Source organism: Variovorax sp. V15, from assembly GCF_041154425.1.
Lineage (GTDB): Bacteria > Pseudomonadota > Gammaproteobacteria > Burkholderiales > Burkholderiaceae_C > Variovorax > Variovorax guangxiensis.
On sequence record NZ_AP028659.1, the window covers coordinates 1,208,817 to 1,220,981 of the forward strand.

A 12,165-nucleotide genomic window follows, 5' to 3' on the forward strand; every position below is an offset into this window, starting at 1 on the left:
AAACTAGACATCCCATGAAGTTCGTCGACGAAGCCTTCATCGACATCGCCGCGGGCGATGGCGGGAACGGCTGCGTGTCGTTCCGTCATGAGAAGTACAAGGAATTCGGCGGCCCCAACGGCGGAGACGGCGGCCGCGGCGGCCACGTGTACGCGGTGGCCGATTCCAACCTCAACACCCTGGTCGACTTCCGCTATTCGCGCCGCCACGAGGCCAAGCGCGGCGAGCACGGCATGGGCTCCGACATGTTCGGCGCCGCCGGCGACGACATCACGCTCAAGATGCCGGTCGGAACGATCATTTCCGACGCCGAGACCGGCGAAGTGCTGTTCGAACTGCTGAAGGACGGCGAGGTCATCACCATCGCCAAGGGCGGCGACGGCGGCTTCGGCAACATGCGCTTCAAGAGCGCGATCAACCGTGCCCCGCGCCAGAAAACCCCCGGCTGGCCTGGCGAGAAGCGCAGCCTCAAGCTCGAACTCAAGGTGTTGGCCGATGTGGGCCTGCTCGGCATGCCGAATGCGGGCAAGTCGACGCTGATCAGCGCCATCTCGAACGCCCGCCCGCGCATCGCGGACTACCCCTTCACCACGCTGCACCCGAACCTGGGAGTGGTGCGCGTCGGTCCCGAGCAGAGCTTCGTCGTGGCGGACCTGCCCGGCCTGATCGAAGGCGCATCTGAAGGCGCCGGCCTCGGTCATCTCTTCCTGCGGCACCTGCAGCGCACGCGCCTGCTGCTGCATGTGGTCGACATGGCCCCGTTCGACGACAGCGTCGACCCCGTGGCGCAGGCCAAGGCCATCGTGGGCGAACTCAAGAAATACGACGCCGACCTGTACGAAAAGCCGCGCTGGCTCGTGCTGAACAAGCTGGACATGGTGCCCGCCGACGAGCGCGCCGCGCGCATCAAGGACTTCGTGAAGCGCCTGCGCTTCAAGGGTCCGGTGTTCGAAATCTCGGCGCTCACGCGCGAAGGCTGCGAGCACCTGGTGCAGGCCATCTACCAGCAGGTCAAGGCCGAGCAGGTGGCCGAGCACCAGACGGTCGAGGTCGATCCGCGCTTCGTGCCTCTGCCCCCCGAAGGCTCCTGAGCGGCACCTGCCGCAGCAGCATCGACGGCCGGCCCGAGACGGGCCGAAGACAGCAACCCGAGCAGCATCCAAAGACCGTAACACCCCAAATGACCTCGTCGAACTCCGGATCCACTGCCTTGCGGGATGCCCGCCGTATCGTCGTGAAGGTGGGCTCCAGCCTCGTGACCAACGAGGGGCGCGGTCTCGACGAGGCCGCCATCGGCGAGTGGTGCCGGCAACTGGCCGCGCTGGTGCGCGACGGGCGCGAGGTGGTGATGGTGTCGAGCGGCGCGATCGCAGAAGGCATGAAGCGCCTTGGCTGGCGCACCCGGCCGCACGAGATCAACGAGCTCCAGGCCGCTGCCGCGGTCGGCCAGATGGGCCTGGCCCAGATGTACGAGACCAAGCTGCGCGAGAACGAGATCGGCAGCGCCCAGGTGCTGCTGACGCACGCCGACCTGGCCGACCGCGAGCGCTATCTCAATGCCCGATCGACGCTGGTCACGCTGCTCAAGCTGGGCGTGGTGCCGGTCATCAACGAGAACGACACGGTCGTCAACGACGAGATCAAGTTCGGCGACAACGACACGCTCGGCGCCCTCGTGGCCAACCTGGTCGAGGCCGATGCGCTGGTCATCCTCACCGACCAGAAGGGCCTGTACACGGCCGACCCGCGCAAGGACCCCGATGCGAAGTTCGTGCACGAGGCCGCCGCCGGCGACCCGGCGCTCGAGGCGATGGCCGGCGGCGCGGGTTCGAGCATCGGCAAGGGCGGCATGATCACCAAGATCCTCGCGGCCAAGCGCGCGGCCGGCTCGGGCGCCTCCACGGTCATCGCCTGGGGCCGCGAGGCCGACGCGCTGCTGCGGCTGGCGAAGGGCGAATCCATCGGCACGCTGCTGGTGGCGCAGACCGCCAAGCACCAGGCCCGCAAGCGCTGGATGGCCGACCACCTGCAACTGCGCGGCTCCGTCGTGGTCGACGCGGGCGCGGCCGCCAAGGTGCGGGCCGAGGGCAAGAGCCTGCTGCCGATCGGCATGACCGGGGTCTCGGGCGAGTTCTCGCGCGGCGACGTGATCGCGGTGCGCGACGCCGACGGTGTCGAGCTGGCCCGCGGCCTTGCCAACTACTCGAGCGTGGAGGCGCGCCTGCTGTGCCGCAAGCCCTCGTCGGAGTTCGAACGCCTGCTGGGCTATGTGGCGGAGCCGGAGATGGTTCACCGCGACAACATGGTGTTGATGCCGGGCTGAGAGGCCGCGAGAAACAAAACGGGGCCCGCGGGCCCCGTTTTTTTATCCTCGGTACGGATCGCCTACTGCACTTCCCGTACCGGATTGCGGATGTTCTGGACCATGTCGCCCACCGACGGCCGCGGGGCGTTGCCGCGGCACAGGGCCTGCGTGGCCAGCTTGCGCGTGTAGCTGGAGTTCATGTCGCCGAGCTTCTTCCATTCGGGCTTCGCGACGTCCTGCCAGCTGCCGTTGTTGTAGCGCGCGTAGCTCTTCATCTCGGCCGTGGAGCAGCGGATGCCCTCGTAGAAGGCGTTGGTCGCGCCGCCGCTGCGGTTCTGGGCCACCACCACATAGCGGACGATGCCGTCGCCCGTGATCGTGATCGTCTGCGGGTCGACGCCGAACTTCAGGCTCATGTAGGGCGGCATTTCGATCGGCAGCAGGCGGCTTTCGCTGAAGGCCGGCGGGGGCGGGGTGGCCGTTTCTTCCCACTCCTTGTCCGTCTCGTACCGCTTGGGCGGGGGCGGCAGGCCGGCCTGTGCCCAGTCGGGGTTGTCGGTGTCGTGGGGGCCCGAGGCGCATCCGGCGAGGATGCCGAAGCAGGCTAGCAGGAGGACGCGCTCAGCGTTGCGTCGGAAGGGGCGGGGGTGCCTTGTTGTCTTGGACAGGAGGTTCATTGCTCGCGGAAGGAATGTCGGGATGCGGATCGAAGCTGCCGCCGGGCGGCAGATCGAGTCCGGGCGGCGCCCCGGCGTCCGGCGAGTGGCGCTCGAATTCTCGGGCGCGCACGTTGCTGCGCAGGAAGCGGTTGCGGAAATCCTGCCTGGGCAGGTAGCGAGCGAGCTCGGTGAGCGCCATCTCGTAGACGCCGCGCTTGAACTCGACGACCACGTCGAGCGGCACCCAGTAGTCATGCCAGCGCCAGGCGTCGAATTCGGGATGGTCGGTTGCACGCAGGTTGAGATCCCAATCGTGGCCGATGAGTTGCAGCAAGTACCAGATTTGTTTCTGGCCCTTGTAGTGGCCCCGTGCGTCACGGCGAATGAACCGATCCGGCACCTCGTAGCGCAACCAGTCGCGGGTACGGGCCACGATGCGCACATGCTCCGGGTGGAGCCCCACTTCCTCGTGCAGTTCCCGGTACATGGCCTGCTCGGGACTTTCGCCGCGGTCGATGCCGCCCTGCGGAAACTGCCAGGAGTGCGTGCGTATGCGTTTGCCCCAGAAAACCTGGTTTCTCTGGTTGAGCAGGATGATGCCGACGTTGGGCCTGAAGCCGTCCCGGTCGAGCATAATCAAACCCCAATTTTTGAACTGAGTCGATTATGCATGCCGGGTTGCCCTCGGCAAGCTGCCGATGCCAGGCTCTCAGGGTCTCTCCGGGGGAGCAGTTCCCCACTTCCGAACTCGAATCCAGCGCCACCATTCCGATGAAAGCTTCCCGTTTTTTCGTCTCCACCCTCAAGGAAGCGCCCGCTGACGCCGAAGTGGCGAGCCACCGTCTCATGATGCGGGCCGGCATGATCAAAAAGCTCGGCACGGGCATCTACACCTACATGCCCATGGGCCTGCGCGTGATCCGCAAGGTGGAAGCCATCGTCCGCGAGGAGATGAACCGCGCCGGTGCCGTCGAGATGACCATGCCCGTGGTGCAGCCCGCCGAGCTCTGGCAGGAGACCGGCCGCTTCGACAAGATGGGCCCCGAGCTGCTGCGCATCAAGGACCGCCACGACCGCGACTTCGTGATCCAGCCGACCAGCGAAGAGGTGGTGACCGACATCGCCCGCCAGGAGATCCGCAGCTACAAGCAGCTGCCGAAGAACTTCTACCAGATCCAGACCAAGTTCCGCGACGAACGACGTCCGCGCTTCGGCCTCATGCGCGGGCGCGAGTTCATCATGAAGGACGCCTACAGCTTCGACCGCGACCTCGACGCCGCCAAGGCGAGCTACCAGGTCATGGCGCAGGCCTATCGCAACATCTTCGACCGCTTCGGCCTGCGCTACCGCGCCGTCGCGGCCGACAGCGGCGCTATCGGCGGCGACCTGAGCGAGGAATTCCAGGTGATCGCCGCCACCGGCGAGGACGCCATCGTCTACTGCCCCGACAGCGATTACGCCGCCAACATGGAAAAGGCCGAGGCGCTGGCCCCGGCCGGCCCGCGCCCGGCGCCCGCCAAGGCGCTCGAGAAGACCCCGACCCCCGGCAAGAGCACCTGCGCCGACGTGGCCGAGTTGCTCGGCGTGCCGCTCTCCACCACCATCAAGTCGCTGGTGCTGGCCACCGACGTCCTCGACGAGGCTGGCGACATCAAGAGCTCGCAGGTCTGGCTGCTGCTGCTGCGCGGCGACCACGACATGAACGAGATCAAGGTCGGCAAGCTGCCCGGCCTGAACCAGGGCTTCCGCTTCGCGACCCTGGCCGAAATCGAGGACCACTTCGGCTGCAAGCCCGGCTACCTGGGCCCGCTGAACCTCAAGAAGCCCGTGAAGCTCGTGGCCGACCGCGAAGCCGCCGTCCTGGCCGACTGGATCACGGGCGCCAACGAAGTCGATTTCCACATGACCGGCGTCAACTGGGGCCGCGACCTGCCCGAGCCCGACCTTGTCGCCGACATCCGCAACGTGGTCGCCGGCGACGCCTCGCCCGACGGCAAGGGCGTGCTGGCCATCGAGCGCGGCATCGAAGTGGGCCACGTGTTCGTGCTCGGCACCAAGTACAGCAAGGACATGAACGCCACCTACCTCGACGAAGGCGGCAAGCCGCAGTTCCTCGAGATGGGCTGCTACGGCATCGGCATCACCCGCCTGCCGGCCGCCGCCATCGAGCAGAACCACGATGAGCGCGGCATCATCTGGCCCGACGCCATCGCCCCCTTCACCGTGGTGGTCTGCCCGATCGGCATGGACCGCAGCCCCGAGGTCAAGGCGGCAGCTGAGGCGCTCTACGAGGAGCTGCTCGCCAAGGGCGTCGACGTGCTGCTCGACGACCGTGGCGAACGCCCCGGCGCGATGTTCGCCGACTGGGAACTGATCGGCGTGCCGCACCGCGTGGTCATCTCGGACCGCGGTCTCAAGGAAGGCCAGCTCGAATACCAGAACCGCCGCGACACGGCGGCTACCAAGGTGCCCGCGGCCGGCATCGCCGACTTCATCGCCGGCAAGCTCGCCCAATGAGCCTGGAGGGCGGCCTCTCGCGACGCCAGTGCCTGGGCGGCGCCGTGACCGCAGGCGCCCTCACCGTGCTGTCGCTGCCGCGGGCTGCCATGGCCGGCGCGCAGATCGAGGAGCCGCTGATCGACTCGGTGCGCACCGCGCTGAGTTCGGCCATCCACAACAAGGCGCCGCCGGTGCCGCAGTTCGCGAGCACCGAGGCCCGGCTGGCCTATCTGCGCTGGCTCGGAGAGATGAGCGAGCGGCTCAAGAAGAAGATCGCCGACGCGCCCTCGCGCATCGAGTTCCTGCAGACCGTCTGGTACGAAGCCAAGCGCTCGGGGCTGGAGGTGAGCCTGGTGCTGGGGCTGGTCCAGGTCGAGAGCAATTTCCGCAAGTTCGCGGTGTCGAGCGCGGGGGCGCGCGGCTACATGCAGGTCATGCCGTTCTGGACGCGCGTGATCGGCGACAGCGACCCGGCCAAGCTCTTCCACATGCAGACCAACCTGCGCTTCGGCTGCGTCATTCTTCGCCACTACCTCGACCGGGAGAACGGCGACCTGTTCATGACGCTGGGCCGCTACAACGGCAGCCGCGGCAAGTCGCCGTATCCGAACGCCGTGTTTGCCAACCAGCGGTTCTGGGTGTTCAACGACAGGGAACGCGAGAAGGAAAAGGACAAGGACCGCTCGGCGGCCTGACGCCTTCCGACTGGCGCCTTCCTCTTCCGTCTGCTCAGTTCGCAGGTGCCTTCGCGGTGCCCGAGCCCTTGGTGACCATCACCTGGTCGATGCGGTAGCTGTCGACGTCCATCACCTCGAAGGTGTAGCCGCCCCAGCTCACGTTGTCCGTGCGCTTCGGAACCCGGCGCAGCATCACCATCAGGAAGCCGGCCAGCGTCTCGTACTCCTCGGCGTGCGGCATCTCGTCGATCTGCAGCGCGCGCTGCACGTCCTGGATGGGCGTCACGCCATCGATCAGCCACGAGTTCTCGTCGCGCTGCACGATCTGCTCCTCGTCGGGCGTGGACACCAGGTCGCCCATCACCGTGCTCATCACGTCGTTGAGCGTGATCACGCCCACCACCAGGCTGTATTCGTTGACGATGATCGCGAAGTCCTCGTGCGCCTGCTGGAACTGCTCGAGCACCTCGGTGAGCGAGAGCCGGTCGGGAATGACCAGCGCCTTGTGCAGCGGCAGCCCCTGGTCGAAAGCCAGCGGCTGGCCGCTGAGCACGCGCTGGAACATGTCCTTGGCGTCCACGTAGCCCAGCACGTGGTCGATGTCGCCGTCGCACACCGGGTACGCCGAGAAGGGCTCGGCGATGATGCGCGCGCGCAGCACTGTCTCGGGGTCGTCGTGCAGGAACCAGGTGATGTTGTCGCGCACAGTCATCACGCTGCTGACCAGCCGCGTGTCGAGCTCGAACACGTTGGCGATCACCTGCTGCTCGCGCGCCGCGAGCACGCCCGCCTGCGCGCCGGCCTCGGTCATCGCGAGGATGTCGGCCGAGGTGATCTTGTCGTCGCGTGCCATCGGCATGCCCAGCAGCTTGAACAGCAGGTCGGTGCAGCGCGTGAAGAACCACACCAGAGGCTTGAAGGTGGTGATCAGCAGCAGCATCGGCCCGACCATGCGCACCGCCAGCCGCTCGGGGTTGCTCATGCCCAGCCGCTTGGGGAACAGGTCGGCGAACACCAGGAACACCGCGATGATGATCACGAAGGAGCACAGGAAGGCCGCGCTGGCCGAAGCCTCGGGGCTGAGCCACTTCTCGAAGAGGACCGCGAAGTACGGGCTCAGCGAGCCTTCGCCCACCACGCCGCCGAGGATGGCCACCGCGTTGAGCCCGATCTGCACCACCGTGAAGTAGTGGCCCGGCTGCTCCTGCACCCGCAATACCTTCTCGGCCCGGGGGTCGCCCTCGTCGGCCATCTGGCGCAGACGCAGCCGGCGCGATGCGGCCAGGGTGATTTCGGCGAGGGAGAAGAAGGCGCTCAGCGCAATCAGCAGCGCGATGATGAGCAGGCTTTGGGTGAGGGTCATGGTGGCACGTCGAAGACGGCCAACATGGTGCCATGACTCGGCACCGGAAATCGCTCAGACGCCGCCGTGGGGGTGGGTCGGGTCGACCCACAGCACCGATTCGGGCTTCTCCACGGGCTCGATGTCGAGGTTCACCGCCACCGCTTCGCCGTCGCTGCGGCACAGCACGCATTCGAGCGTCTCGGTCGCGCTGGCGTTGATTTCCTGGTGCGGCACGTACGGCGGCACGTAGATGAAGTCGCCCGGCCCGGCCTCGGCCGTGAATTCCAGCTTCTCGCCCCAGCGCATGCGGGCCCGGCCGCGCACCACGTAGATCACCGATTCGAGATGCCCGTGATGGTGGGCGCCGGTCCTGGCGTCGGCATGGATGGTCACCGTGCCGGCCCAGAGCTTCTGCGCGCCCACGCGGGCGAAGTTGATGGCCGCTGCCCGGTTCATGCCGGGCGTCTGGGCGGTGTTGGCGTCGAGCCGGTCGGCCGGGATCACGCGCACGCCGTCGTGCTTCCAGGCCGGCGCGGCATCGTTGCCGCCGTCATCGTGGGAATGGCCGTGGTCCGCGTGATCGTGGCTCATGACCGTTCCCCGGGGGCTCAGGAGGCTGCGGCCCCGTTCACCACCTGCTGCAGCTCGCCCGACTCGTACATCTCCATCATGATGTCCGAGCCGCCGATGAACTCGCCCTTCACGTACAGCTGCGGGATCGTGGGCCAGTTGCTGTACTCCTTGATGCCCTGGCGGATGCTGTCGTCGTCGAGGACGTTGACGGTCTTGAGCGTCCTGGTGTCGACGCCGACCGCCTTCAGGATCTGGATCGCGCGGCCCGAGAAGCCGCACATCGGAAAGCTGGCGTTGCCCTTCATGAAGAGCACGAGGTCGTTGGTCTTGACGAGATCGTCGATGCGTTGCTGGGCGTCGGACATGGGAACTCCTGAAAAATAGGCTGGGGGGATTATTTCACCGTGCGCCAGATTCCGCCGGAGCAACGCTGGATGCCGGCGAGGTCGTCGCGGCTTTGCACTTCGGCGAAACCGCGCGCCGCAAGCAGTTCGCGCACGGCCGGGGCCTGGTCGTGGCCGTGTTCGAGCAGCAGCCAGCCGCCCTCGGCGAGGTGGGCGGGGGCGTCCTGCACGATGCGGCGGATGTCGTCGAGGCCGTCCGTGCCCGAAACCAGCGCCGAAGAGGGCTCGTGGCGCAGGGCGGGCAGGTGCGGGTCGCCGGCGGCGATGTACGGCGGATTGCTGGCGATGACCGTGTAGCCGGCGCCAGCGCCGTCCAGCCAGTCGGCCTGGGCGAAGCGCACGGGCAGGCCCAGCCGCGAGGCGTTGGCCTGGGCGACGGCCAGCGCATCGGCGCTGGCATCGACCGCATCGACCTGCGCGTCGGGCCGGGCATGCTGCAGCGCCAGCGCGATCGCTCCACTGCCGGTGCCGAGATCGAGCACACGAGGCGCGGCCTGGCCTTCGAGGCACTCCAGCGCCCATTCGACCAGCGTTTCCGTGTCGGGGCGGGGCACCAGCACGCGGGCATCGACCTGCAGGGCGAGGCCATGAAATTCTTTTTCGCCCAGCAGGTAGGCGACCGGCTCCCCGGCCCGGCGGCGCGAGAGCTGCGCGGCCAGCGCGGACCACGCCGCATCGGGCATGGCGTCGGTGTCGTGCGCCAGCAGCCAGGCACGGTCGTGCGGCGCACGGCCCAGCGCATGCAGCAGCAGCAGCTGGGCGTCGAGTCGGTCGACGCCCAGCGCGATGGACGCGGCCAGCGCCTGCGCCACGGTGGCCGGCTTCGGGTTCTCGACGGTGCTCATGCCGGCAGGCTCGATTCCAGCTCGGCCAGCTGCTCGGCCTCGCGCGCGGCGCGCAGCGCGCCCAGCACGTCGCCCAGGTCGCCTTCCATGATGGCGAGCAGCTTGTAGAGCGTGAGGTTGATGCGATGGTCGGTGAGCCGGCCCTGCGGGAAGTTGTAGGTGCGGATGCGGTCCGAGCGGTCGCCGCTGCCGATCAGGCCCTTGCGCATGGCGGCGTCCTTGGCGGCGCGCTCGCTGCGCTCCTTCTCCTGGATGCGCGCCGACAGCACCTGCAGCGCCTTCGCCTTGTTGCGGTGCTGGCTGCGGTCGTCCTGGCACTCCGCCACGATGCCGGTCGGGATGTGCGTGATGCGCACGGCCGAGTCGGTCTTGTTGATGTGCTGCCCGCCAGCGCCGCTCGCGCGGTAGGTGTCGATGCGCAGGTCGGCCGGGTTGATCTGCACCGCGACCGTCTCGTCGGGCTCGGCCAGCACCGCGACCGTGCAGGCGCTGGTGTGGATGCGGCCCTGCGTCTCTGTGGCCGGCACGCGCTGAACGCGGTGGCCGCCCGATTCGAAGCGCAGGTGGCCGAACACGTCGTCGCCCACGATGCGCACCACCACTTCCTTGTAGCCGCCGAGCTCGCTCTCGCTCTCGCTGACGATCTCGCAGCGCCAGCCGGCGCGGTCGCAGTAGCGCGTGTACATGCGCAGCAGGTCGCCCGCGAAGAGGGCCGATTCGTCGCCGCCCGTGCCCGCACGGATTTCGAGGAAGGCATTGCGCGCGTCGTCCGGGTCCTTGGGCAGCAGCAGGCGCTGCAGCTCGTCCTCCAGTTGCACCAGCTCGGCCTCGCCGCTGGCGATTTCCTCCTTCGCCATCTCGGCCATGTCGGGGTCGTCCAGCATCTCCTTCGCGCCGGCGATGTCGGCCTCGCGTTGCCTGTAGCGCTCGTAGCGGCCCGCGACCTGCGTCACCTCGGCGTGCTCGCGCGAGATGGTGCGGTACTGGGCCATGTCGCTCATGATGTCTTCGCGCGAGAGCAGGAAGTCGAGCTCGCCCAGGCGCTGGGCGTAGCGTTCGAGTTGGTGGCGGAGAAAGGATTTCACGGAGGAAGGAGGCTCGAAAAAATGGGGATGTGCTGCCGTGCGAAGGCAGGGCGCATGAAAGCCGCAGCCATGCAGGCCGGGCCGCCGATGAGCGTCGCTAACGCTCTTTGCGCAGGAACAGGCGCGAGATCGTCTGCGCCGTCTGCTCGCGCGAGGCGGCATCGCCCGCGTGCAGCTCGGCCATCGCGCCGTGCATCATCTTCTGCGTGAGGCCGCGAGACATGGCCTCGAGCACGGCCTCCACCGATTCGCCCTTGGCCAGCAGCTTGCGCGCCCGCGCCATCTCGGCGGCGCGCCACTCGTCGGCCTGCGCATTGAGCTGCTGGATCAGCGGCACCGTGCCGCGCTGGCCCAGCCAGTGCATGAAGCTCTGCACGCCGGCGTCGATGATCACCTCGGCCTGCGCCACGGCGGCCTGGCGGTTGGCCTGGCCCTGCTGCACGACCTGTGCGAGGTCGTCGACGGTGTAGAGATAGATGTCTTCCAGCGCCTTCACCTCGGGCTCGATGTCGCGCGGCACGGCCAGGTCGACCATGAACATCGGGCGGTGCTTGCGTGCCTTGAGCGCGCGTTCGACGGCGCCCAGGCCGATGATCGGCAGCGTGCTGGCGGTGCAGCTCACGATGATGTCAAACTCGGCCAGCCGCGAGGGCAGGTCGGCAAGGCGCATCGCCTCGCCGCCGAAGCGCGAGGCCAGCTTCTCGCCGCGCTCCAGCGTGCGGTTGGCGATGGCGATGGCCTTCGGCTCCTTGGCCGCGAAGTGCGTGGCCGCGAGGTCGATCATCTCGCCCGCGCCGACGAAGAGCACGCGCGTCTTGCGCAGGTCCTCGAAGAGCTGGCCGGCCAGTCGCACCGCGGCGGCGGCCATGCTGATGGAGTGGGCGCCGATCTCGGTGGCGGTGCGCACTTCCTTGGCCACCGCGAAGGAGCGCTGGAACAGCTGGTTGAGCGTGCTGCCGAGGGCACCGGCCGTCTCGGCGGCGCGCACGGCGTCCTTCATCTGGCCGAGGATCTGGGCCTCGCCCAGCACCATCGAATCGAGCCCGCTGGCCACGCGGAAGGCGTGGCGGGCGGCTTCGCCGTCGTGCAGGGTGTAGGCGTGCGAGCGCAGCAGGGCGGGGGCCACGCCGCCGCTCTGGGCGAGCCAGCCGAAGGTGTGGTCGAGCGCGGCGTGTTCCGAGGCGCAGTAGATCTCGGTGCGGTTGCAGGTGGAGATGATCGCGGCCTCCACCTGGGGATGGCGGCCGGAGGCGAAGGAGCTGCGCAGGCTCTGCAGCGTGGGGGCGATCTGGTCGAGCGCGAACGCGAAACGACCGCGCAGATCGAGCGGCGCGGTCGTGTGGTTCAAGCCGAGGGCCCAGACTGACATGCCCGTGATTATAAAATCAGCAGCCCCACGGGGCTTGACGAGGGACAAATGGCTTTCCCTATGACAGCCATAACCCTGGACACATGTTCCAGCCCGTGCGCAACCTTCTCCGATGGACCTGCCGGCCCTCCTGAACCACCTGCTTAATTTCGTAGCACCCGCGGCTTTCCTGGCGCTGGTGCTGGCCTTTGCCGGGCGCTTCCTGGGCGGCGGGCGCGCCGGCGTCCCGCGCTGGTGGCTGCAGTTCGCGCTGACCTTCGCGGCCGGCGTCGGGGTGCTGGTTGCCGGGCTGGTGGTGTTCGGGCGCGATGGGGCGATGGCGACCTACGCCGCGCTGGTCGTGGTCTGCGGCACGGTCCAGTGGCTGGCGATGCGCGGCTGGCGCCGCTGAAATTTCCGCCCGC

General features: G+C 68.0%; 13 protein-coding genes. 5 read left to right on the forward strand and 8 right to left on the reverse strand.

Annotation, left to right across the window (positions count from 1 at the left end; all coding sequences use genetic code 11):
• Nucleotides 1-14: 14 nt before the first annotated feature.
• Both cgtA and proB read left to right on the forward strand, forming a co-directional pair.
• A complete protein-coding gene (cgtA, locus tag ACAM57_RS05900) occupies nucleotides 15-1,091 on the forward strand; it encodes an Obg family GTPase CgtA (protein WP_126024681.1) in 1,077 nt (358 codons plus the stop codon).
• Between the two features lie 89 nt (nucleotides 1,092-1,180).
• A complete protein-coding gene (gene proB, locus ACAM57_RS05905; RefSeq protein WP_126024682.1) occupies nucleotides 1,181-2,323 on the forward strand; it encodes a glutamate 5-kinase in 1,143 nt (380 codons plus the stop codon).
• Between the two features lie 62 nt (nucleotides 2,324-2,385).
• Here proB and ACAM57_RS05910 read toward each other — a convergent pair whose 3' ends face one another.
• Both ACAM57_RS05910 and ACAM57_RS05915 read right to left on the reverse strand, forming a co-directional pair.
• Complete coding sequence (locus ACAM57_RS05910; RefSeq protein ID WP_184642158.1) at nucleotides 2,386-2,982, reverse strand: CNP1-like family protein; 597 nt, start codon at nucleotides 2,980-2,982, stop codon at nucleotides 2,386-2,388.
• Complete coding sequence (locus ACAM57_RS05915) at nucleotides 2,927-3,598, reverse strand: RNA pyrophosphohydrolase (RefSeq protein ID WP_126024797.1); 672 nt, start codon at nucleotides 3,596-3,598, stop codon at nucleotides 2,927-2,929. Before ACAM57_RS05915 ends, ACAM57_RS05910 begins: the two co-directional genes overlap by 56 nt.
• Before the next feature lie 137 nt (nucleotides 3,599-3,735).
• Between ACAM57_RS05915 and ACAM57_RS05920 the strand changes: the two genes are divergently transcribed.
• A complete protein-coding gene (locus ACAM57_RS05920; protein ID WP_369661001.1) occupies nucleotides 3,736-5,481 on the forward strand; it encodes a proline--tRNA ligase in 1,746 nt (581 codons plus the stop codon).
• Nucleotides 5,478-6,158: a lytic transglycosylase domain-containing protein gene (locus ACAM57_RS05925; RefSeq protein ID WP_126024684.1), complete on the forward strand. Its 681-nt coding sequence runs from the start codon at nucleotides 5,478-5,480 to the stop codon at nucleotides 6,156-6,158. The genes ACAM57_RS05920 and ACAM57_RS05925 overlap by 4 nt, the downstream gene beginning before the upstream one ends.
• A 34-nt stretch (nucleotides 6,159-6,192) precedes the next feature.
• Here the strand turns inward: ACAM57_RS05925 and ACAM57_RS05930 are convergent, their stop codons facing one another.
• The 6 genes from ACAM57_RS05930 to hemA form a co-directional block, all read right to left on the reverse strand.
• On the reverse strand, nucleotides 6,193-7,503 hold the full coding sequence (locus ACAM57_RS05930; RefSeq protein WP_126024685.1) for a hemolysin family protein: 1,311 nt from the start codon (nucleotides 7,501-7,503) through the stop codon (nucleotides 6,193-6,195).
• Nucleotides 7,504-7,557: 54 nt separating this feature from the next.
• Nucleotides 7,558-8,076: a cupin domain-containing protein gene (locus tag ACAM57_RS05935; RefSeq protein WP_369661002.1), complete on the reverse strand. Its 519-nt coding sequence runs from the start codon at nucleotides 8,074-8,076 to the stop codon at nucleotides 7,558-7,560.
• A 17-nt stretch (nucleotides 8,077-8,093) separates the two neighbouring features.
• On the reverse strand, nucleotides 8,094-8,423 hold the full coding sequence (gene grxD, locus ACAM57_RS05940; protein WP_126024687.1) for a Grx4 family monothiol glutaredoxin: 330 nt from the start codon (nucleotides 8,421-8,423) through the stop codon (nucleotides 8,094-8,096).
• A gap of 29 nt (nucleotides 8,424-8,452) precedes the next feature.
• Nucleotides 8,453-9,307, reverse strand: coding sequence for a peptide chain release factor N(5)-glutamine methyltransferase (prmC, locus tag ACAM57_RS05945; protein WP_369661003.1), 855 nt, complete (start codon nucleotides 9,305-9,307; stop codon nucleotides 8,453-8,455).
• Nucleotides 9,304-10,392 (reverse strand): peptide chain release factor 1, encoded by a 1,089-nt coding sequence (gene prfA / locus ACAM57_RS05950; RefSeq protein ID WP_126024689.1) that lies wholly within the window; start codon nucleotides 10,390-10,392, stop codon nucleotides 9,304-9,306. Before prfA ends, prmC begins: the two co-directional genes overlap by 4 nt.
• A gap of 97 nt (nucleotides 10,393-10,489) precedes the next feature.
• Nucleotides 10,490-11,761: a glutamyl-tRNA reductase gene (gene hemA, locus ACAM57_RS05955; RefSeq protein ID WP_093302366.1), complete on the reverse strand. Its 1,272-nt coding sequence runs from the start codon at nucleotides 11,759-11,761 to the stop codon at nucleotides 10,490-10,492.
• Between the two features lie 112 nt (nucleotides 11,762-11,873).
• Between hemA and ACAM57_RS05960 the strand changes: the two genes are divergently transcribed.
• Complete coding sequence (locus ACAM57_RS05960; protein WP_126024690.1) at nucleotides 11,874-12,152, forward strand: hypothetical protein; 279 nt, start codon at nucleotides 11,874-11,876, stop codon at nucleotides 12,150-12,152.
• Nucleotides 12,153-12,165 lie beyond the last annotated feature (13 nt).